At 74.7% G+C, this 26,068-nt stretch carries 24 protein-coding genes and 1 riboswitch; of the genes, 13 read left to right on the top strand and 11 right to left on the bottom strand.

Annotated elements, in window-relative coordinates:
• Window positions 1-110 precede the first annotated feature (110 nt).
• The 3 genes from AB0N63_RS10315 to AB0N63_RS10325 are packed head-to-tail and all read left to right on the top strand — an operon-like array spanning window position 111 to window position 5,001.
• Complete coding sequence (locus AB0N63_RS10315; protein ID WP_365526805.1) at window positions 111-1,145, top strand: MoxR family ATPase; 1,035 nt, start codon at window positions 111-113, stop codon at window positions 1,143-1,145.
• The gene (locus AB0N63_RS10320) at window positions 1,145-2,620 is read left to right on the top strand and encodes a DUF58 domain-containing protein (protein ID WP_365526807.1); all 1,476 of its coding nucleotides are present in this window, start codon (window positions 1,145-1,147) and stop codon (window positions 2,618-2,620) included. Before AB0N63_RS10315 ends, AB0N63_RS10320 begins: the two co-directional genes overlap by 1 nt.
• Window positions 2,617-5,001 (top strand): DUF3488 and transglutaminase-like domain-containing protein, encoded by a 2,385-nt coding sequence (locus AB0N63_RS10325; RefSeq protein WP_365526810.1) that lies wholly within the window; start codon window positions 2,617-2,619, stop codon window positions 4,999-5,001. Before AB0N63_RS10320 ends, AB0N63_RS10325 begins: the two co-directional genes overlap by 4 nt.
• A 380-nt stretch (window positions 5,002-5,381) precedes the next feature.
• On the opposite strand, the gene AB0N63_RS10330 is transcribed toward AB0N63_RS10325, so the two are convergent.
• From AB0N63_RS10330 to AB0N63_RS10340, 3 genes are all read right to left on the bottom strand, one after another.
• Window positions 5,382-5,771 (bottom strand): DUF3040 domain-containing protein, encoded by a 390-nt coding sequence (locus AB0N63_RS10330; RefSeq protein ID WP_365526812.1) that lies wholly within the window; start codon window positions 5,769-5,771, stop codon window positions 5,382-5,384.
• 334 nt (window positions 5,772-6,105) lie between these two features.
• Window positions 6,106-6,933 (bottom strand): methyltransferase, encoded by an 828-nt coding sequence (locus AB0N63_RS10335; RefSeq protein WP_365526814.1) that lies wholly within the window; start codon window positions 6,931-6,933, stop codon window positions 6,106-6,108.
• Window positions 6,934-7,024: 91 nt separating this feature from the next.
• On the bottom strand, window positions 7,025-7,603 hold the full coding sequence (locus tag AB0N63_RS10340; RefSeq protein ID WP_365526816.1) for an SAV_6107 family HEPN domain-containing protein: 579 nt from the start codon (window positions 7,601-7,603) through the stop codon (window positions 7,025-7,027).
• A 166-nt stretch (window positions 7,604-7,769) separates the two neighbouring features.
• Between AB0N63_RS10340 and AB0N63_RS10345 the strand changes: the two genes are divergently transcribed.
• The 4 genes from AB0N63_RS10345 (at window position 7,770) to AB0N63_RS10360 (ending at window position 13,483) form a co-directional block, all read left to right on the top strand.
• Entirely contained in the window at window positions 7,770-8,738 is a 969-nt protein-coding gene (locus AB0N63_RS10345; protein WP_365526819.1) for an ATP-binding cassette domain-containing protein, read from the top strand.
• Window positions 8,710-10,800, top strand: a complete 2,091-nt coding sequence (locus AB0N63_RS10350; protein WP_365526821.1) for a YhgE/Pip domain-containing protein — start codon at window positions 8,710-8,712, stop codon at window positions 10,798-10,800. The genes AB0N63_RS10345 and AB0N63_RS10350 overlap by 29 nt, the downstream gene beginning before the upstream one ends.
• Window positions 10,801-10,871: 71 nt before the next feature.
• Window positions 10,872-11,501, top strand: coding sequence for a TetR/AcrR family transcriptional regulator (locus AB0N63_RS10355; protein ID WP_019984423.1), 630 nt, complete (start codon window positions 10,872-10,874; stop codon window positions 11,499-11,501).
• A gap of 470 nt (window positions 11,502-11,971) precedes the next feature.
• Window positions 11,972-13,483 carry an NAD(P)/FAD-dependent oxidoreductase gene (locus tag AB0N63_RS10360; RefSeq protein ID WP_365526823.1) on the top strand — a complete coding sequence of 504 codons (1,512 nt, stop codon included), beginning with the start codon at window positions 11,972-11,974 and terminating at the stop codon, window positions 13,481-13,483.
• Between the two features lie 49 nt (window positions 13,484-13,532).
• Here the strand turns inward: AB0N63_RS10360 and AB0N63_RS10365 are convergent, their stop codons facing one another.
• The 6 genes from AB0N63_RS10365 to AB0N63_RS10390 form a co-directional block, all read right to left on the bottom strand.
• Window positions 13,533-14,510, bottom strand: a complete 978-nt coding sequence (locus AB0N63_RS10365; protein WP_365526826.1) for a hypothetical protein — start codon at window positions 14,508-14,510, stop codon at window positions 13,533-13,535.
• A 56-nt stretch (window positions 14,511-14,566) separates the two neighbouring features.
• On the bottom strand, window positions 14,567-15,490 hold the full coding sequence (gene metF / locus AB0N63_RS10370) for a methylenetetrahydrofolate reductase [NAD(P)H] (protein ID WP_365526829.1): 924 nt from the start codon (window positions 15,488-15,490) through the stop codon (window positions 14,567-14,569).
• 245 nt (window positions 15,491-15,735) lie between these two features.
• Complete coding sequence (gene thiE, locus AB0N63_RS10375; RefSeq protein ID WP_365526831.1) at window positions 15,736-16,416, bottom strand: thiamine phosphate synthase; 681 nt, start codon at window positions 16,414-16,416, stop codon at window positions 15,736-15,738.
• A 408-nt stretch (window positions 16,417-16,824) separates the two neighbouring features.
• Window positions 16,825-17,190: an Rv2175c family DNA-binding protein gene (locus tag AB0N63_RS10380; protein ID WP_027758504.1), complete on the bottom strand. Its 366-nt coding sequence runs from the start codon at window positions 17,188-17,190 to the stop codon at window positions 16,825-16,827.
• Window positions 17,191-17,280: 90 nt separating this feature from the next.
• Window positions 17,281-18,510 carry an FAD-dependent oxidoreductase gene (locus AB0N63_RS10385; protein ID WP_365526833.1) on the bottom strand — a complete coding sequence of 410 codons (1,230 nt, stop codon included), beginning with the start codon at window positions 18,508-18,510 and terminating at the stop codon, window positions 17,281-17,283.
• Window positions 18,511-18,576: 66 nt separating this feature from the next.
• Window positions 18,577-18,918 carry a hypothetical protein gene (locus AB0N63_RS10390; RefSeq protein ID WP_365526836.1) on the bottom strand — a complete coding sequence of 114 codons (342 nt, stop codon included), beginning with the start codon at window positions 18,916-18,918 and terminating at the stop codon, window positions 18,577-18,579.
• A 35-nt stretch (window positions 18,919-18,953) separates the two neighbouring features.
• Window positions 18,954-19,065: riboswitch (TPP riboswitch) on the top strand.
• A gap of 3 nt (window positions 19,066-19,068) precedes the next feature.
• Here AB0N63_RS10390 and thiO point away from each other — a divergent pair.
• From thiO to AB0N63_RS10415, 5 genes are all read left to right on the top strand, one after another.
• Window positions 19,069-20,235 carry a glycine oxidase ThiO gene (thiO, locus tag AB0N63_RS10395; protein ID WP_365527047.1) on the top strand — a complete coding sequence of 389 codons (1,167 nt, stop codon included), beginning with the start codon at window positions 19,069-19,071 and terminating at the stop codon, window positions 20,233-20,235.
• Window positions 20,232-20,432: a sulfur carrier protein ThiS gene (gene thiS / locus AB0N63_RS10400; protein ID WP_365526839.1), complete on the top strand. Its 201-nt coding sequence runs from the start codon at window positions 20,232-20,234 to the stop codon at window positions 20,430-20,432. Before thiO ends, thiS begins: the two co-directional genes overlap by 4 nt.
• A gap of 3 nt (window positions 20,433-20,435) precedes the next feature.
• Window positions 20,436-21,230 (top strand): thiazole synthase, encoded by a 795-nt coding sequence (locus tag AB0N63_RS10405; protein ID WP_365526842.1) that lies wholly within the window; start codon window positions 20,436-20,438, stop codon window positions 21,228-21,230.
• A gap of 188 nt (window positions 21,231-21,418) precedes the next feature.
• The gene (pknB, locus tag AB0N63_RS10410) at window positions 21,419-23,362 is read left to right on the top strand and encodes a Stk1 family PASTA domain-containing Ser/Thr kinase (RefSeq protein ID WP_365526844.1); all 1,944 of its coding nucleotides are present in this window, start codon (window positions 21,419-21,421) and stop codon (window positions 23,360-23,362) included.
• Window positions 23,363-23,457: 95 nt separating this feature from the next.
• A complete protein-coding gene (locus AB0N63_RS10415; protein ID WP_365526847.1) occupies window positions 23,458-24,363 on the top strand; it encodes a deoxyribonuclease IV in 906 nt (301 codons plus the stop codon).
• Window positions 24,364-24,370: 7 nt separating this feature from the next.
• Here AB0N63_RS10415 and AB0N63_RS10420 read toward each other — a convergent pair whose 3' ends face one another.
• Entirely contained in the window at window positions 24,371-25,039 is a 669-nt protein-coding gene (locus tag AB0N63_RS10420) for a sulfite oxidase-like oxidoreductase (protein WP_365526849.1), read from the bottom strand.
• 154 nt (window positions 25,040-25,193) lie between these two features.
• Here AB0N63_RS10420 and bfr point away from each other — a divergent pair, with 154 nt between their 5' ends.
• Window positions 25,194-25,712 carry a bacterioferritin gene (gene bfr, locus AB0N63_RS10425; protein ID WP_365526852.1) on the top strand — a complete coding sequence of 173 codons (519 nt, stop codon included), beginning with the start codon at window positions 25,194-25,196 and terminating at the stop codon, window positions 25,710-25,712.
• Between the two features lie 70 nt (window positions 25,713-25,782).
• On the opposite strand, the gene AB0N63_RS10430 is transcribed toward bfr, so the two are convergent.
• Window positions 25,783-26,043: a (2Fe-2S)-binding protein gene (locus AB0N63_RS10430; RefSeq protein ID WP_365526854.1), complete on the bottom strand. Its 261-nt coding sequence runs from the start codon at window positions 26,041-26,043 to the stop codon at window positions 25,783-25,785.
• Between the last annotated feature and the right edge of the window lie 25 nt (window positions 26,044-26,068).

Consider the following 26,068-nt stretch of genomic DNA (forward strand, 5'->3'; position numbering starts at 1 on the left):
CGTGGTGTCCGTGTTCGGGGTGGGCCGGTCCGCGCTGCGGGGCGTCGGCCTGGAAAGCTGGGGAATCCCCCGCTCGTCGAAGAGCGCGGGGAAAGGCCGAGGAGGGCCGGGTGACGACCTATGACGATCGAGCGAGCCTCACAGATCTGACCGCCACTGTGGAGCGGGTCCGCGGTTCGGTGGAGGGAGTGATCGAGGGCAAGCCCGAGGTCGTACGGCTCGCACTGACCGTCCTGCTCGCCGAGGGGCACCTGCTGATCGAGGACGTCCCCGGCGTCGGCAAGACGATGCTGGCCAAGGCGCTGGCACGGACCATCGACTGCTCGGTGCGGCGCATCCAGTTCACGCCCGACCTGCTGCCGTCGGACATCACCGGCGTGTCCATCTGGGACCAGCAGCGCCGGGACTTCGAGTTCAAGCCGGGCGCCATCTTCGCGCAGATCGTGATCGGCGACGAGATCAACCGCGCCTCCCCCAAGACCCAGTCGGCGCTGCTGGAGTCCATGGAGGAGCGGCAGGTCACCATCGACGGGCAGAGCTACGAACTGCCCAGTCCCTTCATGGTGGTGGCGACGCAGAACCCGGTCGAGATGGAGGGCACCTATCCGCTGCCCGAGGCCCAGCGCGACCGGTTCATGGCCCGCGTCTCCATCGGCTATCCCAGCCCGGAGGCCGAGTTGCAGATGCTGGACGTGCACGGCGCGGTGAGCCCGCTGGACGACCTCCAGCCGGTGGCGCACGCGCACGACGTCGTCAAGCTGATCGACGCCGTGCGCGGGGTGCACGTCGCCGCGGCCGTCCGGCGGTACGCGGTCGACCTGGTGGCCGCCACCCGGACGCACCCCGACCTCAGACTCGGCGCCTCACCGCGCGCGACGCTGCACCTCCTGCGCGCGGCGAAGGCCTCCGCTGCCCTGAGCGGACGGGAGTACGCCCTGCCGGACGACGTGCAGGCGCTCGCGGTGGCGGTCCTCGCCCACCGGCTGCTGCCCACCGCCCAGGCCCAGCTCAACCGCCGCACCGCGGAACAGGTCGTCCAGGAGATCGTGCAGCACACCCCGGTGCCCGCGGCGGCCCAGGCCGGCGGCCTCGGCCCCGGCCACACCACGCCGGAGTTCGGCCGGCACCAGCCGCGGAGGCTGTGATGACCGACGCGGGCGCCCCGCGCCCGGAGGACGACCAGGACGACAGGGGCGGTCTGCGCACCGCGCTGGCCGGTCTGACCACCCGCGGGCGCTCGTTCCTGGCCGCCGGGATCGCGGCGGCCGTCTGCGCCTACGTCCTCGGCCAGCCCGGCCTGCTGCGGGTCGGCCTGCTGCTGGCCGTGCTGCCGCTGGTCTGCGCGGCCGTGCTGTACCGCACCCGCTACCGGGTGGCCGGCAACCGCCGGCTCTCCCCCGCGCGCGTGCCCGCCGGCAGCGAGGCCCGCGTGCACCTGCGGATGGACAACGTCTCCCGGCTGCCCACGGGCCTGCTGATGCTCCAGGACCGGGTGCCCTACGTGCTCGGGCCGCGGCCCCGCTTCGTCCTGGACCGGGTGGAGCCCGGCGGCCGCCGCGAGGTGTCCTACCGGGTCCGCTCCGATCTGCGCGGGCGGTATCCGCTGGGGCCGCTGCAACTGCGCCTGTCGGACCCGTTCGGCATGTGCGAACTGACCCGCTCCTTCTCGTCGTTCGACACCCTGACCGTCGTCCCCCGGGTGACGCCGCTGCCGCCGGTGCGGCTGACCGGCGCCGCCAGGGGATACGGCGAGGGACGGCAGCGCGCGCTGGCGCTGGCCGGCGAGGACGACGTCATCCCGCGCGGGTACCGCTACGGCGACGACCTGCGCCGCGTGCACTGGCGCTCCACCGCGCGCTACGGCGAGCTGATGGTGCGCCGCGAGGAGCAGCCGCAGCGCGCCCGCTGCACGGTGCTGCTGGACACCCGGGGCGTCGCCTTCCGCGGCGCGGGGCCCGAGTCGGCCTTCGAGTGGGCGGTGTCGGCCGCCGCCTCCGCGCTGGTGCACATGCTGGAGCGCGGCTTCACGGTGCGGCTGCTGACCGACACGGGCGCCTCGGTGCCCGGCGACAGCGCCGACGGGTACGCCGGGGCCGGGCCGGACTCGGCGGACGCGGCCGGGCTGATGATGGACACCCTCGCCGTGATCGACCACTCGGACGGTGCGGGCCTGTCGCGCGCGTACGACGCGCTGCGCGGCGGCGACGAGGGGCTGCTGGTCGCCTTCTTCGGCGACCTCGACGAGACGCAGGCCGCGGTGGCGGCCAGGATGCGGCAGCGCAGCGGGGGCGCGGTCGCGTTCCTGCTGGACGACGCGGCGTGGACGCGGGAGCCGTCCGGCGCGGCCGGCTCAGCGGACCCCGCCGGGCAGGGTGTGCTGCGGCTGCTGCGCGACGCGGGCTGGACGGCCGTGGGCGTGCCGCGCGGGGCCTCGCTGGAGGACCTCTGGCGCCGGGCGGACCACGAGCGCACCGCCGCCGGCGGCGGCCTGGGCTCGCATGCCGCGGGTGCCGGGTTCGGCGCGGTGACCGGTTCCGGGTTCGGGGGTGCCGGGTTCGGTGGATCCGGGCTCCCCGGTTCAGGGTCCGGGGGACATGGCTTCGGGGAGGGGCGGGGATGAGCGGGCGGGCGCGGCTGGAGTGGAGCGCCGCGGTGGCGACGCTCATGGCGGCGTGCGCGCTGCTGCCGCTGGTCGGCTCCTCCCGGTGGATCTGGCAGGCGGCGCTGCTGCTGGCGGTGCAGTCGGGCGTGGGCGCGGCGATGCGGCGGGCGCCGGTGCCACGACCGCTGACCGTGCTGGTGCAGGCCCTGGTGACGCTGGTGCTGCTGGTCCTGGTCTTCGCCCGGGGGCAGGCCCTCGGCGGGCTGCTGCCGGGTCCCGACGCCTTCCGGCACCTGATCGACCTGTTGCAGCAGGGCGGCGACGACGTCAGCCGGTACGCCACCCCGGCGCCGCTGACCGACGGCATCCGGCTGATGCTGGTCGGCGGTGTCCTGGTGATCGGGCTGTTGGTGGACGCCCTCGCGGCGACCTTCCGCAGCGCCGCCCCCGCCGGGCTGCCGCTGCTCGCCCTGTACTCCGTGGCCGCCGGTCTGGCCACCGGTGGCTGGGACTGGCTGTGGTTCCTGGTCGCGGCGGCGGGCTATCTGATGCTGCTGCTGGCCGAGGGCCGGGACCGGCTCGCACAGTGGGGCCGGGTGTTCAGCGGCGCGTCGCCCGCGCCGGGCCGGGAGGCCGCCGGCGCGCCGGCGCCGGTGCGCACCGGCCGCCGGATCGGCGCGCTCGCGCTGGGCGTCGCCCTGGTGGTGCCGCTGGCGCTGCCGGCGATGGACGGCGGCTTGCTGGGGCCCGCCGGGCCGGGCGCCGGCTCCCGCGTCGGGGGCGGTGGCACGATCTCCGCGGTGAACCCGCTGGTCTCGCTGCGCGACAGCCTCAACGTCGACCAGGACCGCACGGTCCTGAACCTGCGCACGAACAGCGCGGACGCCTCCGACCTGTATCTGCGGATCGTGTCCCTGGACGACTTCGACGGCACCACCTGGAAGCCGTCGCAGCGGCACATCGTCGGCGTGCCCGACCCGCTGCCCACACCGGCCGGCCTCAGCGGCGACGTCCGGCGCGCGGAGATCACGACGACGATCTCCACGGCCAACTGGTACGCGCAGGACTGGCTGCCGATGCCGTACCCGCCGAGCGGCGTGCGCATCGAGGGCAACTGGCGCTACGAGCCCGTGGGCATGACCCTGGTCGGCGACCACGGGCAGAACACACGCGGGCTGACGTACCAGGTCAGGAGTCTGGACCTGCGGCCGACGGCGGAGCAACTGGCCGGCGCGCCCAACCCGCCCAGGGCGCTGAAGCGCGAGTACACCGAGGTGCCCAAGTCGCTGCCGGAGATCGTCGGGATCACCGCACGCGCGGTCACCGACGGGGCGGCGAACCCCTACGAGCAGGCGGTCAAGCTCCAGGACTGGTTCGCGCTGGACGGCGGCTTCCGGTACGACACCCAGGTCGAGGTGGGCACCGGCTCGCAGGCGATCGCGAAGTTCCTGGCGGACAAACGGGGCTTCTGCGTGCACTTCTCCTTCGCGATGGCCGCGATGGCCCGGACGCTGGGCATCCCCGCCCGGGTGGCGGTCGGCTTCGCGCCCGGCGCGCCGCAGGGCGACGGCACGGTCTCGGTGGGGCTGAAGGACGCGCACGCCTGGCCCGAGCTGTATTTCGAGGGCGTGGGGTGGACCCGTTTCGAGCCGACGCCGACGCGGGGCACGCTGCCCGAGTACACCCGCTCGGACACGCCGAGCACGAGCCTGCCGAACCCGGCGCTGCCGTCCACGTCGGCGAGCGCGGCTCCGTCCGCCTCGGCACCGGCGAGCACGGACTGCCCGGTGGCGCAGCGGCGGCTCCAGGAGTGCCCGAGCGCGTCCGCGCAGGCGGCGCTGCCCGCCGGCGGGGGCGGCCCGCGGTGGTGGGCCGTCGCGGCGTGGGCGCTGGGCGGGGCGGTGGTCGTGGTGCTGCCGCTGCTGCCGTTGCTGTGGCGCAGACGGGTGCGGTCGGTGCGGCTGGGCGCGCACGGGCGGGGTGCGGCGGACGCCGCACCGCACGCGCTGGCCGTCTGGCGGGAACTGACGGACACGGCGTGGGACTTCGGGATCCCGCCGGACGACTCGCTGACGCCGCGCAGGGCGGCCGAGCGGATCGTCCGGCTCGGGCGGCTCGATCCGGTGGCCGCGGAGTCGGTGCACCGGCTGGCCGGCGCGGTGGAACAGGTCCTGTACGCGCCGCGGCCGCGTCCGGCGGCCGGGCTGGCCGAGGACGCCCGGCGGGCCGCCGCGGGCCTGCGCGCCACGGCCTCCCGCGGCACCCGCCTGCGCGCGGTCCTCGCCCCCCGCTCCGTGGCGAGCGTCGCTTGGGCCCTCTCGGTCCGCTGGTCAGCCCTGAAGTCGCGGGCGGCGGCTCGCCGCCCGGACCTGCGCCGCCCTTCGCGTCAGGAGGGCTGAGCCGCGCGTTGCGCGTCCCACGGGGGGCTTCGTCCTCGGGCGGGCACGAGGCGCGCGGGCGGGATGCTGCTGCGGGAGGCGGCCGAAATCCACCTCCCACGGGAGCAGAAGCCCAGCTCAGCTCCCTGCATTCCCGCATCTGCGGGGGTTGGTCCCGTACCTGCGGTGTCACAGGTCGGTTTCGGCACGTGGTCCGCGCATGCGGGGTTGGTCCCCAGTTCCCCGCCGACGCGCGGTACGCCGCGGCCTGATCCCCGCGCGTGCGGGGCGCGCGCCGGCCTGGACGCGTTGCTGCGGGAGGGCCGGCCGGCCGCTTCCGGACAGCCGTGAGGGGCCGGCTACTTCCGTGGCCGGCCCCTCACCGTGTCCTGGGTCGGGCCCTAGTGGCCCTGTTCGTCGCGGCGGCGCTGCCAGCGCTCCTCGATACGGTCCATCATGGAGCGCTTCGCCCGTACCGGACGGCGGCCGGGCGGGCCGCCGACGGGCTGCTCGCCCGGCTTGGGGGCCTTGCGCCAGCCGGTCACGGCCAGTACGGCACATCCCAGCATGACCAGGAAGCCCACGACGCTCACCCATGTCTGCTGGGTGACCACACCCGCCATGAGGAGCGCGATACCTACGAGGAAGCCCGCGACCGCCTGGTAGACCCGCCGCCGGGTGTACGTACGCAGCCCGCTTCCCTCGAGCGCCGACGCGAACTTGGGATCTTCGGCGTACAGCGCTCGCTCCATCTGCTCGAGCATGCGCTGCTCGTGCTCCGAGAGCGGCACGGAGTCCTCCTCATCGTGCAGTCGCCGGGGGCGACCCGGGGGGTCCCTTCAGGATAGGCAGGGAATCGCCCCCGTGAAACCCGCCCCTCTGCGCCAACTGGCCGACCTGGTCCGCCACGGCGGGCCCGGCTCGCTGAGGCTTCCATTCCCCGGCGGCCGGCCCGTCATGCCGGACGGTCTCCCTCGATCATACGGCGCGGGGTGCCCGAGCGGGGGGCCTGTGGCGCACTCCATGCCCGGCCGGACGGCCGATCGACGGCCCGCCACGGGAACAGCCCCGGGTCCCGGGAACAGCCACGGGCCTCCGGGAACGGCCACGGGCCCCGCGGCCGCCTCACACCTCCGCGGCGGCCGGGGTCTCGCCGAGTACGTGGAGCTGGGTCGCCACGGAGTGGAAGGCCGGCAGCTCGGCGGCGGCCACCTCCAGCTCCAGCAGCGCGTCCAGCGTCCCGGGCTCGGTGTCCACCAGCACCCCGGGCACCAGGTCGGCGAAGACGCGTACGCCGTGCACCGCGCCGACCGTCAGGCCCGCACCCTCGACGAGCGCGGTGAGCTGCTCGGCGGTGAAACGGCGCGGCATCGGGTCGCCCTCGCCCCAGCGCCCGTCGGGGTCGCCGAGGGCCTGCCGGGCCTCCTTGAAGTGGCCGGCCAGGGCTCTGGCGAGCACCGCGCCGCCGAGACCGGCGGCGAGCAGGCTGAGGACGCCCTCGGCGCGCAGCGCGGCGACCGCGTTGCGCAGGCCCTCGGCAGGGTCGTCCACGTACTCCAGGACGCCGTGGCACAGGACCGCGTCGTAGCCGCCGCGCTCGACCACGTCGAACAGGCCGTGCGCGTCGCCCTGCACACCGCGCACCCGGTCGGCGACACCGGCCTCCGCGGCGCGGCGCTCCAGGGCGAACAGCGCGTTGGGGCTGGGGTCCACGACGGTGACCCGGTGGCCGAGGGCGGCCAGGGGCACGGCGAAGTTGCCGCTGCCGCCGCCCGTGTCCAGGACGTCCAGCGACTCCCGGCCGGTGGCCTTGACCCGCCGGTCCAGGGCGTCCCGCAGCACCTCCCAGACCACGGCCGTACGCAGCGAGGCGCGGGGCCGGGCGGAGCCGGGGCGCAGCGGCGTCGTCCGGTGCTGGTGAGGGGAGACGGGCGGGCGCATCGGGTCCGACACGGCAGTTGACTCCTCGCGGCGGCACCGCCTCTTGCGCGGCGGGGCGATCGGGCTGCCTTGCCCGGCCCGGAAAACGGGAGGCGGGAAGGCTTCAGGCACTCTCCACCCTATTGCCTCCGCCGCCTGGTCCGCCCGTCGCCTCGGCGCCGCCGCCCTCCCCCGCCCCGGCACGGGGCTGGGGCAGCACCGGCTGGAGGACCAGCATCCGTTCGACGATGCGGAGGAACATCGCCACGTCCCGTATCAGGTCGTCGGCGTCGCGGCGGCCGGCCGCACCCTGGACGCCGGCCTCGGCGAGCGCGCGGCGGCGGGCGCCGGAGGCGAACAGCGCGCTCCACTCGGTGAGTTCGGGCGCTATCTCCGGCAGGACCTCCCAGGCGCTGCGGATCCGGGCCCGGCGGCGGGGGTTGGTCTCGGGGCGGCCGCGCGCGGCGAGCACCGCGGCGGCGGTGCGCAGGGCGGCCAGATGGGCCGTGGCGTAGCGCTCGTTGGGCTGTTCCAGGACGGCGGCCTCGTCGAGTCCGGCGCGGGCCTGGGCGAGCAGGTCGAGGGCGGCGGGCGGGGCCGTGGCCCGGCGGAGCACGGGGTGCACGTCGCTCGCCGGGCCGGTCAGTGAGGGGGCAGGGCCAAAAGCGCGGCGCCGGCTGGCGGCTGCGGACGAGTGGGCCATGACGAACCTCCTGTCGTCTGGGGCACGGCACAGGTGCCGTATGTGCCCATCGTGAGGTATGCCACTGACAATCCGTTCTGACCTGGACCTTTGCTTGGATCGCGAAATCGGGGGTAGCTTTTGCACTGACCAGTCAGTTCAAAAATCCAGGGGGAGGGGAAGACCCGTGGACCAGAGCCCGCGCGAGACCGCGCACGGCACCCCGCGCGGTCTCGCCGTCACGGCCCGCGGCTTCGGGCTGCGCGGGCCGCGCGGCTGGGCGTTCCGCGACGTGGACGTCGACGCGGCGCCCGGTTCGCTGATCGCCGTCGAGGGACCGTCCGGCTCCGGCCGCACCTGTCTGCTGCTGGCCCTCACCGGGCGGATGAAGCCCACCGAAGGGGTGGCCGAGGTGGGCGGTCTCAAACCGCCCCGGCACATGTCCGCGCTGCGCCGGGTCAGCGCGCTCGCCAACGTCCCCGGCGTCACCGACCTCGAACCGGCCCTGACCGTCGGCGAGCACCTGCGGGAACGGGCGCTGCTCCAGCGCCGGTTCGGCGACGCGCCGCGCGCCCTGCTGCGCTCGCGCGCCCGGCGGCGGGCCCAGGCGCGGGAGGCGGCGGAGGCGGCGTTGACCGCCGCCGGGCTCGACGTCGCCGCGCTGCCCAAGGGGGCCCGGACCGCCGTGCGCGACCTGGAGCGCCTGGAGGAACTGCGCCTGTCGATCGCCCTCGCCCTGATGTCCGGGCCGCGGCTGCTCGCCGTGGACGACGCCGACCACAAGCTCTCCGGCGCCGAACGGGCCGAGGTGTGGGACCTGTTGGGCTCCCTGGCCGCGTCCGGCACGACCGTGCTGGCGGTGTGCTCCGAGGCGCCCGGGGGCGCGGTGGTCGTCTCCACCGCCGGCCCCGCGGAGCCGGGGACGGCGGACGGCGACGGCACCGCCGACGGCGGCACCGGCCAGGAGGGCGGGACGGCCGGAGACGGCACCGCCAGGGGCGGCGGGACGGCCGAGGACGACGAGGTCGCCGCACCCGGCGGAACCGCCGAGCAGGGCACGCCCGCCGACGACCGCACGACCACCCGGGACGACACACCCGTCACCGAGGACGAGGAAGGGGCGGCCGATGCGCTCGCCGAAACTGGCCGCTCTTGAGCTGAGGCGCTTCGGCCGCGGGAGGCTGCCGCGCGCCGCCCTGGTCGCGCTGCTCGTGCTGCCGCTGCTGTACGGCGCGCTGTACCTGTGGTCGTTCTGGGACCCGTACGGCCGGCTGGACCGGGTGCCGGTGGCGCTGGTGAACGAGGACCAGGGCGCCACGGCGGCCGGCCGCGAGGTCACCGCCGGCGACGACCTCACCAGGGAACTGCTCAAGAGCGAGGTGTTCGACTGGCACCGGGTGAGCGCCGCCGAGGCCCGCCGGGGCGTCGAGGACGGCACGTACTACCTCTCGCTCACCATGCCCGCCGACTTCAGCGAGCGGATCGCCTCCAGCGCGGGCGGCTCCCCCGGGACCAGCGCGCTCCAGGTGCGGACGAACGACGCCAACAACTACATCGTCGGGCAGATCTCGCGGACGGTGTTCAACGAGGTCCGCAGCGCCGCCTCCACCAAGGCGTCGCGGTCCTTCCTGGACCGGATCTTCATCTCGTTCTCCGACATCCACGGGCAGACCGTCAAGGCCGCCCAGGGCGCCGACCAGCTGAACGGCGGCATCGGCAAGGCGAAGAAGGGTTCCCAGGACCTCGCCGACGGGCTGACGGAGGCCCGGAAGGGCAGCGGCAAGCTGGCCAAGGGCCTGCGCAAGCTCGACACCGGCGCGGGCGACCTGGAGTCCGGCTCCCGGCAGGTCGCCGACGGCACCCAGACCCTGGCCGACGAGGTCAACGGCGTGGACGCGAAGGCCGGGCCGTACCTCAGGGGCAACGAGAAGAAGATCGGCGACTCCGCCCGGCTGGTCGCCGACTCGGCCAAGGCGATCCGCCGCAACCTCGACACGCTGGTCGACAAGGCCCCGGGCGCCGCGAAACTCGCCCACGCCTCCGTCGCCGTCCTGGACGACATCTACGCCCGGCGGTGCGCCGAGCCCGGGACCGCCCCGCCCGACCCCGCCTGCCCCGATCTGAAGAAGGCCAAGGAGTCCGCAGCGGACGTGGCGACCGTCGCCGACGACGTCAACACGCTGGTCAAGGACGACGACGGCGACCTGAAGAAGCTCGACACCGACCTCGCGGCCCTGCAGAAGCAGTCCCAGGCGCTCGCCGACCGCGCGCCCCACCTGTCCGAGGACCTGGACGACGCCGTCAAGAAGATCAACAAGCTCAACCAGGGCGCCGCCCGGGTCGCCGCGGGCGCGAAGAAGCTGCACACCGGGATCGGCACGGCCAGGGCCGGCGCCACCGACCTGGACACCGGCGTGGGCAAGCTGAAGACGGGCGCCGTGGAGCTGAACGGCGGCATGTACAAGCTGGCCGACGGCTCCGGCAAGCTGGCCGGCGGTCTGCACTCGGGCGCGAAGCAGATCCCGGACTACGACAAGAAGGACCGCGACCGGCGCACCGGCGTGATGGCCGACCCGGTCCAACTGGCCTCCCGGGACCTGCACCACGCGCCCAACTACGGCACCGGTTTCGCCCCTTACTTCATCCCGCTGTCGCTGTGGGTGGGCGCCATGGTGGCGTACATGCTCATCCCGCCGATGAACCGGCGGGCGCTGGCCGCGGGCGCCTCCTCGTGGCGGATCGCGCTGGCCGGCTGGCTGCCGGTGGCGGCGGTCGGGGTGCTCCAGACGGCGGCCCTGATGGCGGTGCTGCACTGGGGGGTGGGGCTGGAGATGACCCGCGCGGCAGGCACGGTCGCCTTCCTGTTCCTGGTGGCGGCGTGCTTCGCGGCGATCGTGCAGTGGCTGAACGCGCGCTTCGGACCGGCCGGCCGCATCCTCGTGCTGGCGCTGCTGATGCTCCAGCTGACCTCCGCCGGCGGCACCTACCCGGTGCAGACCAGTCCGGGCTTCTTCAACGCGCTGCACCCCTTCCTGCCGATGAGCTACGTCGTGGACGCCCTCAGGAGGCTGATCACCGGCGGCGGGCTCGGCCCGGTGTGGACGGCGTGCGCGGTGCTCGCGGGCTTCACCGCGGCGGCGCTGGCGCTGACCGCGCTGGCGGCCCGGCGGCGACAGGTGTGGACGCTGGACCGGCTGCACCCGGAGCTGAGCCTGTGAACCGCCCCTCCGCCTCCCCTTCCGCCCCCGTCGAGCCCTCCGGACGGCCCGCACCTGTGAGAATCAAGGCCATGGAACGCAGCAGCACCACGCCGGCCGGCAGCACCCGCCGGGAGGCCACCCGGCAGAAGCTCTACGAGGCGGCCGTCACGCTCATCGCCGAGCAGGGTTTCTCCGCGACCACGGTGGACGAGATCGCCGAGCGCGCCGGCGTGGCCAAGGGCACGGTCTACTACAACTTCGCGAGCAAGTCGGTCCTCTTCGAGGAGCTGCTGCGGCACGGCGTGGGCCTGCTCACCGCCTCCCTCCGGGAGGCGGCCGAGGGGACCGAGCGGGCGGGCGGCAGCCGGGTCGACGCCCTGGACGCGATGGTCCGGGCCGGTCTCGTCTTCATCGACCGCTACCCGGCCTTCACCCAGCTGTACGTGGCCGAGCTGTGGCGCACCAACCGGGCCTGGCAGTCCACGCTCATGGTGGTGCGGCAGGAGGCGGTCGCGGTCGTGGAGGGGGTGCTGCGCGAGGGTGTGGCGCAGGGCGAGTTCAGCGACGAGATCGACGTCCCGCTGACCGCCGCCGCGCTGGTGGGCATGGTGCTGGTGGCCGCCCTGGACTGGAAGTCCTTCCAGCCCGAACGCTCGCTGGACGACGTCCACGCGGCGCTCTCGCGGCTGCTCCAGGGCCGCGTGAGCGGCGCCCGCTGACGACTCGCCGGCGCGCTGAATGGGGGCGTACGGCACAGATGGAGGGCGTACAGCCGTGCTGACGGCGTACGGCAGCGCACGAGAGCGCCGGTGCGCCGTGGCCGACGTTCCCCCGCGGCCACCGCGCGCCGGCGCTCCTGTCCCGCCCCCGTTCCCCCGTCGGGCCCCCGTCGGTCACCCGGGTCCCCCGTGCCTCGCTTCCGCCGACGCCGGCCGGCGGAAGGAGCGGTCCAGGGCGGCGCCGTTCCGCCGCCCCGTGTCGGCGGTACCGGCGCCGTGCCCCTTCCCGTGGCCTCCACTCTTCCGGCCCGGCGGCCCCGCCCCCATCCGCGCGCGTACTCATCTGTGCGGCTAGGTACGGGTACTCAGCACCGCGCACCCGGCCCCGGCCGGCGGGCCGTCCAGAGACGAAGACGCTGGTCACGGCCCCGCGGCGGGGACGGTCGGTGGTGGTCGGTAAAGTCCCCGGCATGGCACGGATTGCGGTGATCGGCGCCGGGACGGGCGCGATGGCTGCCGCCGCCCGGCTGGCCGTCGCGGGCCACCGGGTGACGGTGTACGAGCGTACGGAGACGTACGGCGGCGGGGTGCGCCGCTTCGAGCGGGACGGTTTCGCCTTCGACACCGGCCCCGCGCTGCTCCCGCTGCCCGCGGTCTACCGCGACCTGTTCGTCAAGACCGGCAGGGAGCCGCTGGAGGACCGCGTCGAGCTGGTCCAGGTCGACCCCTCGGCCCGGCACGTCTTCGCGGACGGCACCGCCGTGTCCCTGCCGAACGCGTCCCGCGCGGGCGTGGTCACGGCCCTGGACGAGGCGCTGGGGTCGGGGGCCGGGCAGCGCTGGGGCGACTTCCTGGTGCGGGCGCGCGAGGCCTGGGACCGCACCCGCAGACCGCTCCTGGAGGAGCCGCTGTGGCCCGACTGGCCGGTGCTGGCCGAGCGCGAGCCCTATCCGGCGGTGCCGCACAAGCGTCTGCTGCGCACCCGCCGGGCGGGCACGCTCGCCGAGGTCGGCGCCTGGGAGCTGCGCGACGCCCGCCTCGCCGCGCTCCTGGAGAGCCACGCGCTCGCGTACGGCCTCGATCCGCGGACGGCCCCGGCGAGCGCGGCCGTGCTGCCGTACATGGAGCACGCCTTCGGCACCTGGTATGTCCGGGGCGGGCTGCGCGAGCTGGCCCGCGCGGTGTACGAGCGGTGCGTGGCCCGCAGGGTGGAGTTCGTCTTCGGCGCCGAGGCCGTGCGGATCGCCGAGCGGGACGGCCGGGCGGCGGGCGTGGAGTTCGCCGACGGGACCGTGGCCGAGGCGGAGTTCGTGGTCGCCGGCGTCCCGCCCGAGACGCTGGACCGCCTCGCCGGGCGGACGGCGGTCCGGGAGCCGGGCGCGGTGCCGGCCCGGCGCGGGCTGCCGAGCCGGCTGACGGTGCTGCTGGCGTTGCGCGGCGGCCGCCCAGAGGGCACGGCCCACCGGACCGTGGTGCACACCCCGGACCGCGCGGCCGAGCTGGACGCGCTGTTCGGCACGGTCCCCGTGCCGCCCGCACTGCCGACGGTCGCCGTGACGCGGCCGGGCGACCCGGCGCTGGTCCCGGATCCGGAGCACGAGGCCGTCACACTCACGGCCACGGTCCCGGCGTGCGGTGCGGAACCGGCGGGGCGCGAGCCGCTGGAGGCCCAGGCCGAGCGCATGATCGCGGCGGCCGAGCGGGCGGTGCCCGGGCTGCGGGAGCGCGTCCTGTGGCACGAGGTGCGCGGCCCGGCCGACATCGAGCGGGAGACCGGCGCGCCGGGCGGCGCGGTGCCCGCCCCGGCGCTCGCCGCAGCCGGGGGCCGGCTGCTGCACCCGGCCAACTCCACGGCGCTGCCCGGTCTGTTCACCGTGGGCGGCTGGTCGCACCCCGGCGGCGGACTGCCGCACGCCGGGATGTCGGGCGCGCTGGTGGCCGGACTGATCGTGGAGGGACCGGAGTTCCGCGGCTCCCAGTGAGCAGGCGCGGCGAGCGGGACCCGCCGGTGCGCCCGCCGGGTCCACCGGCTCAGAAGCGGTACTGCTCGTCGAAGCCCGGGGCGTGCGGGGCGGGGTTCTGGTTCTGGCCGTCACCCTGGTACGGAAAGGGCTGCTGCTCGGGCGGCAGCGCGCCGCCGTGCGGGTCGTCGGCGCGCTGCTGCGGGACCCACACCCCGGCGGCCGGGGTCTCGCCGCCGTAGCCGCCGGTCGTGTACGGCGCCTGGGCGCCGCCCTGGCCGTAGGACGGGTCGTACGAGGCGCCGCCGTAGCCGGACTGGTCGCCGAGGTACGGGTCGGTGTAGCCGGTGTAGCCCTGGCCGGCGCCGTCGTAGCCGTAGGTCTGCTGGCCGTAGCCGGAGTAGTCGTAGCCCTGGTCGGCGCCCTGTGCGGCGGTGGCGTACTGGTCCTGGGCGGGCCGGGGGTCGTAGACGCCGTAGGAGCCGGTGTCGTCGGGCAGGGGCTGCGGTGCGTACACGGCGGTGGCGTCGTCGCCCGCGTTCTGGAGGGGGCGGGCGGGGGCGAAGACGTCGTCGCGGTCGTAGTCGTCGTCGTGCGCGTACGCCGGGACGTCGTGGCCGGGCAGGCCGTCCGCACCGGTCACCGGGTCCGTGCCGTCCGCGAGGTGCGCGCCGTCGGCGTCGCCGGTGTCGGGGCCGGCGGCGGTGTCGAGGCCGGCGGTCTGCGGGGCCTCGCCCTTCTTCCGCTCGGCGCGGCCCCGGCGGCGCTTGGCACCGCTCTCCGCGCCCGGACCCGGCCGGCTGACCGCCCAGCCGGCCGCGAAGCCGCGGCGGAAGGACAGCGTCACGAACGTCTGCCCCACCGCGAAGGCCGCGGTACCCAGTGCGATGACCAGGACGGACGGCATCAGCACACCGACCACCACGCACAGGAAGCCGGCGAAGGCGAGCAGCCGCCAGCGCAGCCGCGCCTTGTACTGCAACAGCACCTCGCCGAGCAGCCACAGCGCGACGACGCCGAACGCGATGTAGAGGACCGTCCAGCCCATGTACGCCCCTCTCCCAGTGGCCGCTCCGCAGTGTGTCGTACGCGGGTGCGGCCGGTCTAGGCCCGCGGGGGGTGGTGCAGGCCCAGGTTCTCGTAGATTTCCAAGGTCGCCGTGGAGTTGTTGAGCGTGATGAAGTGCAGTCCGGGCACTCCCTCGGCCAGCAGCCGCGCGCAGAACTCGGTGGCGAACTCGATTCCCATGGAGCGTACCGCCGCCGGATCGTCCTTCGCCGCGAGGATCCGCTCTTTCAGGGCGTCGGGGATGACGGCGTTACTGAGCTGTGGCAGTCGTTCCAGCATCTTGACACTGGTGACCGGCATGACCTCGGGGATCACCGGGGTCTCGCAGCCGGCGGCGGCGACGCGGTCGCGCAGCCGGAGGTAGGACTCCGGCTGGAAGAACATCTGGGTGATGGCGTAGTCGGCGCCCGCGCGGCACTTGTCGACGAAGCGGGCGACGTCGGTGTCCCAGTCGGCCGAGCGGGGATGCATCTCCGGGAAGGCCGCCACGCCGACGCAGAAGTCGCCCGACTCCTTGATGAGGCGGACGAGTTCGGCGGCGTAGGTCAGTCCGCGCGGGTGCGGGACCCACTCGCCCATCGGGTCGCCGGGCGGGTCGCCGCGCACGGCGAGCATGTTGCGGATGCCTGCGTCGGCGTACTGGCCGATGATGTTGCGCAGCTCGGCGATCGAGTGGTTCACCGCGGTCAGGTGGGCGACCGGGGTGAGGGTGGAGTCGGCGGCGATCTGCTGGGTGGCCCGGACCGTGCCCGCGCGGGTGGAACCGCCGGCGCCGTACGTCACCGAGACGAAGTCGGGGGCGACCGCCTCGACCCTGCGCAGCGCGTTCCACAGGTTGCGCTCGCCCTTCTCCGTCTTCGGCGCCCAGAACTCGAACGAGAACGTGCTCTTGCCGGTGGCGAGCATGTCGCGCACGGTGCGTGCGCGGTCAGTCCTGGTGGATGCGGTTCCGAGGGCCATACCCGCAGGTTATCCACGGGGCGGCGGGGCCCCAACCGAGTGCCGGAAATTTGACCGAATTGCCCCTTTGTTGTCCACCCTTCGGACACTTCCGTCCGGAAGCGGGTGTCCTACGGGCGCGAAGCGGCCGCCTCACAGCCGCCGGCGTCCGAGGGGCGGGACGCGGGCGGCCGGGAACGGGCGGGACCGGCGGTCCAGGGCGTGTTCCGCAGATCCCGTCCGCCCCGCCCTCCGGACGGACGACGCTACGTCCGGGGCACGCCCTGGCGCGGTTCGCGCAGGCGCTTGGCGAACTCCGCCGCCGCCGCGCCGGGGTCGTCGGCCTCGGTGATCGCCCGGACGACCACGACGCGGCGGGCGCCGGCCGCCAGGACGTCGTCCAGATTGCCGAGGTCGATGCCGCCGATGGCGAACCACGGGCGGTCGACGCCGAGGGCGGCGGTGTGGCGGACGAGGCCGAGACCGGGCGCGTGGCGGCCGGGCTTGGTGGGAGTGGGCCAGCAGGGGCCGGTGCAGAAGTAGTCCACGCCGTCCTGGACCGCCGCGGCGTCGGCCTCCTGCTCGGCGTGCGTGGAGCGGCCGATCAGCACGTCGTCGCCGAGGATCGCGCGGGCCGCGGGGACCGGCAGGTCGCCCTGGCCGAGGTGGAGCACGTCGGCGCGGGCGGCGTGGGCGACGTCCGCGCGGTCGTTGACCGCGAGGAGCTTGCCGTGGCGGGCGCAGGCGTCGGCGAACACCTCCAGGTGCGCCAGCTCCTCTCCCGCCTCCATGCCCTTGTCCCGCAACTGCACGATGTCGACGCCGCCGGCCAGCACCGCGTCGAGGAACTCGGCGAGGTCGCCGCGGTCCCTGCGGGCGTCCGTGCACAGGTACAGCCGGGCGTCGGCGAGCCGTTCCCGGGCGTCGGCGATCGCGGCGTCGGACATACGGGGTCCCCCTCGTTCGTCGGTGGCGCTGTCGCACCGCGGCGGTCGCGGGCGCGCGCCCTACAGGTCGCCTGCGCGGACGCGGCGACACGCCGCTGCGGATGCGTGCGCGAGAGCGCTTCTGTCAGTGCGGTGACGCCCCGCCGTGGACGCGGTGCGTGCGGGCGCCGCCGTGGGGCGCGGTGCGCGGACGCGCCACCGCGAGTGCGGTGCGTACGGCCCCACAGCCTACGCGGGGCCACCGGCGCCGCCCTCGCGGGAGCGGCGCCGGTGGCCCCGCGGTCGGCCGGTGCGGGACCGCAGGCCGTGCCCTTCGGAGCCAAGGCACCGACGGGGCCGGCCCGCGGGGGCCGGAGGTGGAGCCGGGGGCCGGCCCGAAGCCGTGCCCCCGGTCAGGGCGGCGTGGCTTCAGACGGCCAGGGCCTGGGCGCGGCGCTTCACCTCCGTGCCGCGGTTCTCGCTGAGGGCCTGCGCGGGCGTGCCGGGCAGGGTCGGGTCGGGGGTGAAGAGCCACTCGATCATCTCTTCGACCGTGAAGCCGTCGTCCCGCAGCAGGGTCAGGGTCCCGGACAGGCCCTTGACGACCTTGTCGCCGTCGATGAAGGCGGCAGGCACGTGCAGGGCCCGGTTCTCACCGCGGCGTACGGCGATGAGCTGGCCCTCCTTGACCAGCTGCCGCACCCGTGTCACCTCGACGTCGAGCATTTCGGCGATGTCGGGCAGGGTGAGCCAGGCGGGGACGAGAGCATCAATCTTGGCGTCAATCTCGGTCACGGAACCAAGCGTGCCATCTGCCACCGACAGCCGGAAGTCAGCCCCACCCACCTGGGCGGACGGCGGACGGCCGGCACGGGCCCCGGTGGCCTACGCGGTGGCTTCCTTCAGCGGTCTGGCCGGGTCCGCGAGCAGCTCCGCGTCCATCGGCGTGCCGGCCTCGATCAGCCGCCGGCCCTGCGCGAGATCGCGCGGTCGGCCGACCGCCAGCAGAGCGACCAGCCGGTCGCCGCGCAGCCAGCACACGCTCCACGCCGGCCCGGCGGCGTCGCCGCGCCACAGCAGCGTGTCGCCGGCCGTGTGGTGCCCGGCGTACTGCACGAAGCGGCCGAACTGCTCGGACCAGAAGTACGGCACCGGGTCGTAGGGCGCCGGGGCCGGGCCGACGACGTTCGCGGCGACCGTGCGCGGGCCCTGGAGGGCGTTGTCCCAGTGGTGGATCAGCAGCCGCTCGCCGTAGCGGCCCGAGGGGAAGGAGGCGCAGTCGCCGACCGCGTACACATCGGGCAGGGAGGTGCGCAGGTGGTCGTCGGCGACGATCTCGCCCCGCTCGCCGAGTGCGATGCCGGAGCCGGCCAGCCAGCCGGTCGCCGGACGCGCCCCGATGCCGACGACGACGGCGCCCGCGGGCAGCCGCGAACCGTCGTCGAGCACCACCGCGCCGGGCTCGACGCGTGCCACGCGCGCGCGGGTGCGCAGTTCGGCGCCGCTGTCGGCGTACCAGGCGGTCATGGGGGCGGCGACCTCGTCCGGCACGACGCCCGCCAGCGGCCGGTCGGCGGCCTCCACCACGGTCACCGCGCAACCGGCCTCGCGCGCCGCGGTGGCGAACTCCGCGCCGATCCAGCCGGCGCCGACGACCACCACGTCGTGCTGCGCGGCGAGGACGGGCCGCAGGCGTTCCGCGTCGTCCAGGGTGCGCAGCAGATGGACGCCGGGGACGCCCTCGGAGCCCGGGAGACGAACCGGTTCGGCACCGGTGGCGAGCACGAGGACGTCGTAGGGCACCGGCCCGGCGGAGGTGTCGAGGACATGCTCCTCGGGGCGGACGGCCAGCGCCTCGCAGCCGAGCCGCAGTTCGAGGCCGAGCGCCTCGAAGTCGACGTCGAAGGCGGAGTCCTCGGCCTTGCCGAGCAGTACGGCCTTGGACAACGGCGGCCGGTCGTAGGGCTGGTGGGGTTCGGCGCCGATCAGCACGACCGAGCCGGTGAAGCCCTGCTCGCGCAGGGCGACCGCGGTCTGCACGCCGGCCATGCCCGCGCCCACGACGACCACGCGCCGCGGCTGCGCCGCGCCCTGTTCCTGCGTCTGCTCGTTCACCTGATCACCATAGACAACTGACTGGTGGTCAGACAGGGGGCGTGCGCGCAGACCCGCGCACGACCGCTACGGCCGGATCTCTTCCACCACGCTCGTCCCACTGCCGGCCTGCGACTCCCACTCCCAGGTCTCCGTCAACCGCAGCCGTCCGTCGGGCAGTTCGCCGACCGTGGACACGCAGTGCCCGCTGGAGGTGGTGCCGTCGTGCTTGAGCTGGACGTACCGGAAGTCGAGCCGGTCGCCGTCGCGGGTGCCCACCAGATGGCCGCGTACGACGTCGCCGCCGGCGTACTCGGCCCAGATCCGGCCGTCGTCCTCGTGGTACGTGAAGCGGGTGCGGGTGCCGACCTGGCCCGGGGCCTGGTCGGCGACGGGGGCGAGGACCAGACCGTCCAGTGAGCGCGGCATGCGAAAAACTCCCTCTCAAGTGGCGCTGCTAGGCTACAAGCACTCGCGGGAGCCCGGACGCACCGGGCTGAGAGGGAGGCTGGCGGCCTCCGACCGTACGAACCTGATCCGGGTCATGCCGGCGAAGGGAGGGGCTGGAAGCCCATGTCGTTGCCATCGTCACGCACCTCGGACGTCCTCGTCCTCGGGGGCGGGATCATCGGCCTCGTGACGGCCTGGCGCGCGGCGCAGCGCGGGCTGGCCACGGCCGTGGTGGACCCCGAGCCGGGCGGCGGGGCCGCGCAGGTGGCGGCCGGGATGCTGGCCGCGGTCACCGAACTGCACTACGGCGAGCAGACGTTGCTCGGCCTCAATCTGGCCTCCGCGCGCCGCTATCCGGACTTCGCCGCCGAGCTGACCGAGGCGACCGGAGCCGATCTCGGCTACCGCCGGTGCGGCACGCTGGCGGTCGCGCTGGACGCCGACGACCGCGCACACCTGCGCGACCTGCACGCGCTGCAACGGCAGTCGGGGCTGGAGTCGGAGTGGCTGTCGGGGCGGGAGTGCCGGCGCCTGGAGCCGATGCTCGCGCCGGGGGTGCGCGGCGGGCTGCGGGTGGACGGCGATCACCAGATCGACCCGCGGCGGCTGGCCGCGGCGCTGGTCACCGCCTGCGAGCGGGCGGGCGTGGTCTTCCACCGCGCGTGGGCCGAGCGGCTCACCGTCGAACGGGACCGGGCCACCGGCTGCGCCCTTCGCGACGGCACGGCGCTCGGCGCGCGGCAGGTGGTGCTGGCCGCCGGCAGCCTCAGCGGGCGGCTGGCCGGGGTGCCGGACGAGGTGCTGCCGCCGGTGCGCCCGGTCAAGGGGCAGGTGCTGCGGCTGACGGTGCCCCGGCGGTACGCGCCGTTCCTGAGCCGCACGGTGCGGGCCGTCGTGCGTGGCAGCCAGCTGTACCTGGTGCCGCGCCTGAACGGCGAGCTGGTCGTCGGGGCCACCAGCGAGGAGCTGGGCTGGGACACCACGGTGACGGCGGGCGGCGTGTACGAGCTGCTGCGCGACGCGCACGAGCTGGTGCCCGGCATCACCGAACTGCCGCTGACCGAGACCCGGGCCGGGCTGCGCCCCGGCTCCCCGGACAACGCCCCGCTGCTCGGCCCGACCGTGCTGCCCGGGCTGCTGCTGGCCACCGGCCACTACCGCAACGGCGTGCTGCTCACGCCGGTCACCGGCGACGTCATGGCGCACGTCCTGGCCACCGGCGAGCTGCCCGACGAGGCGCGCCCCTTCACCCCGCGGCGTTTTCGCGCCGCCGTCCGCACGGAGCTGCCGGTATGAACATCTCCGTCAACGGCGTCCCCCGCAGCGTCGCGCCCGGTACGGCGCTCGACGCCGTCGTGCGGGCGCTGACCGCGGCGCCCTCCGGGGTGGCCGCCGCCCTCAACGAGACCGTCGTCCCGCGCGCGCAGTGGCCGGCCACGGTGCTGGCCGAGGGCGACCGCGTCGAAGTCCTGACCGCCGTCCAGGGAGGCTGAGCCATGGCCGACGATCCTCTCGTCCTCGGCGGCATGTCCCTCACGTCCCGCCTGATCATGGGCACCGGCGGCGCGCCGAGCCTCGATGTGCTGCGACGGGCCCTGGTGGCCTCGGGCACGGAGCTGACCACGGTGGCGATGCGCCGGGTCGATCCGTCCGTGCACGGCTCGGTGCTGTCGGTGCTGCGCGAGCTGGGCGTCGCCGTGCTGCCGAACACGGCGGGCTGCTTCACCGCGGGCGAGGCGGTGCTCACGGCGCGGCTGGCGCGCGAGGCGCTGGGCACCGGTCTGGTGAAGCTGGAGGTCATCGCCGACGAGCGGACGCTGCTGCCGGACCCGATCGAGCTGCTGGAGGCGGCCGAGACGCTGGTGGACGACGGCTTCACGGTGCTGCCTTACACCAACGACGATCCGGTGCTCGCCCGCAGGCTGGAGGACGCGGGCTGTGCGGCGGTCATGCCGCTGGGCTCGCCCATCGGGTCCGGGCTCGGCATCCGCAACCCGCACAACTTCCAGCTGATCGTGGAGCACGCGCGCGTGCCGGTGATCCTGGACGCGGGCGCGGGCACCGCCTCGGACGTGGCGCTGGCGATGGAGCTGGGCTGCGCGGGTGTGATGCTCGCCTCGGCGGTGACCCGGGCGCAGGAGCCGGTGCTGATGGCCGAGGCGATGCGGCAGGCGGTGACGGCGGGCCGCCTGGCCCGGCTGGCCGGGCGCATCCCCAGGCGCCACTTCGCCGAGGCGTCCTCCCCCGCGGAGGGCCTGGCCGCCCTGGACCCGGAGCGCCCGGCCTTCTAGGGCGCCCGGCCGCGGCACCCGCCTCGCACCGGAGGACACCCGGCCGCGGCACCGGCCTCGCGCGGCGGCGCTCGGTGGCGCGAGCGAGCGCGCGAGGGGGCGTGGGAAGCGTCACAGGACGGCTGCAGTCCCGTCCCGGACCTCGTCCGGGAGACGTGGGTGTCCGTCCCGGCTCGTAGACTCGCTGCGTGGATACGACCCTTCAGGACCCTCTCGTCGGGCAGGTGCTCGACGGCCGCTATCGCGTCGACGCGCGGATCGCCGCCGGCGGGATGGCCACGGTCTACCGGGCCCTGGACACCCGCCTCGACCGCGTCCTCGCCCTCAAGGTGATGCATCCCGCGCTCGCCACGGACGCCTCGTTCGTGGAGCGGTTCATCCGCGAGGCCAAGTCGGTCGCCCGCCTCGACCACCCGAACGTCGTACAGGTGTTCGACCAAGGCGCCGACGGGTCGTACGTCTACCTCGCCATGGAGTACGTCGCCGGCTGCACCCTGCGGGACGTGCTGCGCGAGCGCGGGGCGCTCCAGCCGCGGGCCGCGCTGGACATCCTGGAGCCGGTGCTCGCCGCGCTCGGCGCCGCCCACCGCGCGGGCTTCGTGCACCGCGACATGAAGCCGGAGAACGTCCTGATAGGGGACGACGGCCGGGTCAAGGTCGCCGACTTCGGGCTGGTGCGGTCCGTGGACACGGTGACCAGCACCACCGGCGCCGTCCTCGGCACCGTCTCCTACCTCGCCCCCGAGCAGATCGAGAACGGCACGGCCGAACCGCGGGTCGACGTGTACGCGTGCGGCGTCGTCCTCTACGAGATGCTGACCGGCGGCAAGCCGCACCAGGGCGAGACCCCCGCACAGGTGCTCTACCGGCATCTGCACGAGGACGTGCCGCCCCCCTCGGCCGCCGTGCCGGGCCTGCCCTCCGGGCTGGACGCGCTGGTCGCCGCGGCCACCGCCCGCGACGTGCAGGCGCGCCCGCACGACGCGGTGGCCCTGCTGGCGCTCGCACGCGACACCCGCGCCGCGCTGAGCGTCGCCCAGCTCGACGCCCTGCCCCCGCAGGCGCACACCGCGGAGCACGACAACGCCGAGGACCGTACGAGCGTGATCCCGCGCGCGCTGACGGTGCCCCGTCCACTGGCCGTCTCCGGCGACCCGGCGGACGAGGCGGCCCTGCACCGCACCAGCCGACTGGAGACGCCCCCGCCCCCGCCGGGCCCCGGCCCGCGGCGGACGGGGTCCCGGCGGCCCGGGCGCGGAGTGCTCACGCTCGTCGCCGCCGTCCTCCTGGTCCTCGGCGTCGGCGGCGGCGTCTGGTACATCAACTCCGGCCAGTTCACCAAGGTGCCGCCGGTCCTCGGCAAGACCGAGGCGCAGGCCAGGGACCGGCTCGGCAAGGCCGGCCTGAGGGTCGGGAGCGTCGAGCACGCCTACAGCGACACGGTCCAGCGCGGCACGGTCATCAGCACCGACCCCGGGGCCGGCGCCCGCATCCGCGGCCACGGCTCCGTCGCGCTCACCCTCTCCGACGGTCCGGAGACCGTGCGGGTGCCCGACCTCAAGGGCATGGCCCTGGACAAGGCGCGCGCCCGGCTGCGGAAGGAGGGGCTGGAGCCGGGCATGGTGAGCCGGGCTTTCAGCGAGGACGTCGACAAGGGCGCCGTGATCAGCACCGACCCCGGCGCGGGCATCGACCGCCGGGCCGGATCGGCGATCGCGCTCGTCGTCAGCCAGGGCCGCCCGGTGGACGTGCCCGACGTCACCGGCGAGGACCTGGACCAGGCGAAGTCCGACCTGGCGGACGCGGGCCTGAAGGTGAGGGTCGCCGCCGAGCGGGTCAACTCCGACGACGACCCGGGCCAGGTCGCCCGGCAGTCCCCGGACGCCGGCGGCCGGGCCGCCGAGGGCGACACGGTCACGCTGACCCTGTCCAAGGGCCCGGAGATGGTCGAGGTGCCGGACGTGACGGGCGACAGCGTGGACGACGCCAAGAAGACGCTGGAGGCGGCCGGTTTCGAGGTCGACGAGGACCGCGGGCTGCTCGGGCTGTTCGGCGACACCGTCAAGAAGCAGTCGGTGGACGGCGGCGACCGCGCGCCGAAGGGCTCCACGATCACCATCACGATCAGGTGAGGCGCCCGGTCCACGCCGGGCGGCCCGCCCGACGAGACCGGGATCACGGCGGCCCGGCGGTCCGGCACACGCCGGGACCGTGACACCCTGAACGGGTGAGCAGTCAGCAGTCCCCCGCCCTCCCCCTGTCGCCCGGCCGCACCCGCAACCCGGTGGGCGGCCACGTCCCCGTCGCGGGCGGGCTGAACTCCGTGGGCCTCGCCTACGCCCGCGATCTGGGGGCCGAGACCGTCCAGGTCTTCGTCGCCAACCCGCGCGGCTGGGCGACGCCCACCGGCGACCCGCGCCAGGACGAGGCGTTCCGCGCGGCCTGCGCCGAGGAGTCGATCCCGGCGTACGTGCACGCCCCGTATCTGATCAACTTCGGTTCGCACACCGAGGCGACCGTGGAGCGGTCCGTGGAGTCGCTGCGCCACTCGCTGCGGCGCGGCCGGGAGATCGGCGCGCTCGGCGTGGTCGTGCACACCGGAAGCGCGACCGGCGGCCGGGACCGCGCGGTGGCGCTCGCGCAGGTACGGCGGCACCTGTTGCCGCTGCTGGACGAGCTGACCCACGACGACGACCCGTTCCTGCTGCTGGAGTCGACGGCCGGGCAGGGCGCCTCCCTGTGTTCGCGCACCTGGGACTTCGGGCCGTACTTCGAGGCGCTGGACGCCCATCCGAAGCTCGGCGTGTGCCTGGACACCTGCCATGTGTTCGCCGCCGGGCACGACCTGACCGGCCCGCACGGCATGCACCAGACCCTCGACCTGCTCGTGGAGACCGTGGGCCCGGGCCGGCTGAAGCTGATCCACGCCAACGACTCCAAGGACGTCTCCGGCGCGCACAAGGACCAGCACGAGAACATCGGCGCCGGCCACATCGGCGAGGACCCGTTCCGCGCCCTGATGACGCACCCGGCCACCGCGGGCGTCCCGCTGGTCATCGAGACCCCGGGCGGCAAGGAGGGGCACGCGGCGGACGTGGAACGCCTGAAGAAGCTCAGGGACGGCCAGCCGTAAACGGAACTCACAGCTCCGGCCCGTCCCCCGGTTCCTCCTGGTAGGAGTAGCGCTGCTCCTTCCAGGGGTCGCCGATGTTGTGGTAGCCGCGCTCCTCCCAGAAGCCGCGCCGGTCGGCGGTCATGTACTCCACGCCGCGTACCCACTTGGGGCCCTTCCAGGCGTACAGGTGCGGGACGACCAGGCGGAGCGGGAACCCGTGCTCGGCGGTGAGCAGCTCGCCGTCCTTGTGGGTGGCGAAGAGGGTGCCCTCGGCGGTGAAGTCGGACAGCCGCAGGTTGGAGCTGAAGCCGTACTCCGCCCAGACCATCACATGGGTGACGTCCGGCGCGGGCGGGGCGATGTCCAGGATCGTCCGGGCCGGGATGCCGCCCCACTCGGCGCCGAGCATGCTGTACTTCGTGACGCAGTGCAGGTCGGAGACGACGGTGGTGTACGGCAGGGCCGTGAACTCCTCGTGGGTCCAGCAGTGCTTGACGCTGTCGGCGGTGGCCCCGAAGACCCGGAACTCCCAGCGCTCGGGCCGGAACTTGGGCACCGGACCGTAGTGGGTGACCGGCCAGCCGCGCTGCAGTCGCTGGCCCGGCGGAAGCTCCGGCTGCGCCGCTCCCGACGGCGTCCCCTCCGCCCCTGCTCCCGACGCGTTCCCGGACGCGCGTTCCACCGGCTGACCCATGACTCCATCCTGACAGACCGGACGGGGTGCACATGACCAGCCCAGGGACGATTCGGTCATCTATTACTAAGTGTGAACTTACTGGACGAGTATGTGCACCGGTGCAATCATGCGGCGCTATCGGACCGGATCCGCACAGAAGGAGCCCAGCAGGATGCAAGGCGACCCCGAGGTCATCGAACTCCTCAACGAGCAGCTGACCGCCGAGCTGACCGCGATCAACCAGTACTTCCTGCACTCGAAGCTGCAGGACCACAAGGGATGGACGAAACTCGCCAAGTACACCCGCGACGAGTCCTTCGACGAGATGCGGCACGCCGAGCTCCTGACCGACCGCATCCTGCTCCTGGACGGCCTGCCGAACTACCAGCGGCTCTTCCACGTGCAGGTCGGGCAGACCGTCACGGAGATGTTCCGGGCCGACCGGCAGATCGAGGTGGAGGCCATCGACCGGCTGCGCCGGGGCGTGGACGTGATGCGCGACAAGGGCGACATCACCTCGGCGAACATCTTCGAGGCGATCCTCGCGGACGAGGAGCACCACATCGACTACCTGGACACCCAGCTGGAGCTGGTGGACAAGCTGGGCGAGGCGCTCTACCTCTCGACGGTCGTCGAGCAGAGCCAGCCGGACCCCACGGGCCCCGGCACGCACGGTTTCTCCACGCCGTGACGGCTGTCCGGCTCCGGTCCGCTCCTCGGTCCGGGTCCCCACCCGGGCCCGGGCTGCGTCGCGGTCGGCGCTAGGCGGCGTCGCGGTCGGCGCCGGGCGGCGTCGCGACGGCGGTGCGCGGCAGTTGCGGGAAGGCGGGGGCGCCGCGGTCGATCAGCTCGCGGCGGGGGCAGGCGCCCCGGCCGAGCAGGGCCTGGATGCGCCGGACGCAGCCGCCGCAGTCGGTGCCGGCCTTGCAGGCGGAGGCGATCTGGCGGGGCGTGCAGGCGCCGTTGTCCGCGTGCTGCTTGACCTGCTGCTCGGTGATCCCGAAGCAACTGCAGACGTACACGCCGCTCACCTCCCGCCGGTCGGAT

Origin of the sequence: Streptomyces sp. NPDC093260, from assembly GCF_040683715.1 — a bacterium.
GTDB classification, from domain to species: domain Bacteria; phylum Actinomycetota; class Actinomycetes; order Streptomycetales; family Streptomycetaceae; genus Streptomyces; species Streptomyces sennicomposti.

Excerpts from the sequence above, each read along its gene's own strand:
- AB0N63_RS10365 (WP_365526826.1), bottom strand. The coding sequence starts at position 14,510 with ATGGGCTGGACGGTCCTCTACATCGCGTTCGGCGTCGTCGCGCTGTGG.
- AB0N63_RS10340 (WP_365526816.1), bottom strand. The coding sequence starts at position 7,603 with ATGGCCCACTCGTCCGCAGCCGCCAGCCGGCGCCGCGCTTTTGGCCCT.
- AB0N63_RS10325 (WP_365526810.1), top strand. The coding sequence starts at position 2,617 with ATGAGCGGGCGGGCGCGGCTGGAGTGGAGCGCCGCGGTGGCGACGCTC.
- AB0N63_RS10320 (WP_365526807.1), top strand. The coding sequence starts at position 1,145 with ATGACCGACGCGGGCGCCCCGCGCCCGGAGGACGACCAGGACGACAGG.
- AB0N63_RS10360 (WP_365526823.1), top strand. The coding sequence starts at position 11,972 with ATGGCACGGATTGCGGTGATCGGCGCCGGGACGGGCGCGATGGCTGCC.
- AB0N63_RS10350 (WP_365526821.1), top strand. The coding sequence starts at position 8,710 with ATGCGCTCGCCGAAACTGGCCGCTCTTGAGCTGAGGCGCTTCGGCCGC.
- thiE (WP_365526831.1), bottom strand. The coding sequence starts at position 16,416 with ATGTCCGACGCCGCGATCGCCGACGCCCGGGAACGGCTCGCCGACGCC.
- AB0N63_RS10355 (WP_019984423.1), top strand. The coding sequence starts at position 10,872 with ATGGAACGCAGCAGCACCACGCCGGCCGGCAGCACCCGCCGGGAGGCC.
- AB0N63_RS10405 (WP_365526842.1), top strand. The coding sequence starts at position 20,436 with ATGGCCGACGATCCTCTCGTCCTCGGCGGCATGTCCCTCACGTCCCGC.
- metF (WP_365526829.1), bottom strand. The coding sequence starts at position 15,490 with ATGGCCCTCGGAACCGCATCCACCAGGACTGACCGCGCACGCACCGTG.
- thiS (WP_365526839.1), top strand. The coding sequence starts at position 20,232 with ATGAACATCTCCGTCAACGGCGTCCCCCGCAGCGTCGCGCCCGGTACG.
- AB0N63_RS10420 (WP_365526849.1), bottom strand. The coding sequence starts at position 25,039 with ATGGGTCAGCCGGTGGAACGCGCGTCCGGGAACGCGTCGGGAGCAGGG.
- AB0N63_RS10390 (WP_365526836.1), bottom strand. The coding sequence starts at position 18,918 with ATGCCGCGCTCACTGGACGGTCTGGTCCTCGCCCCCGTCGCCGACCAG.
- bfr (WP_365526852.1), top strand. The coding sequence starts at position 25,194 with ATGCAAGGCGACCCCGAGGTCATCGAACTCCTCAACGAGCAGCTGACC.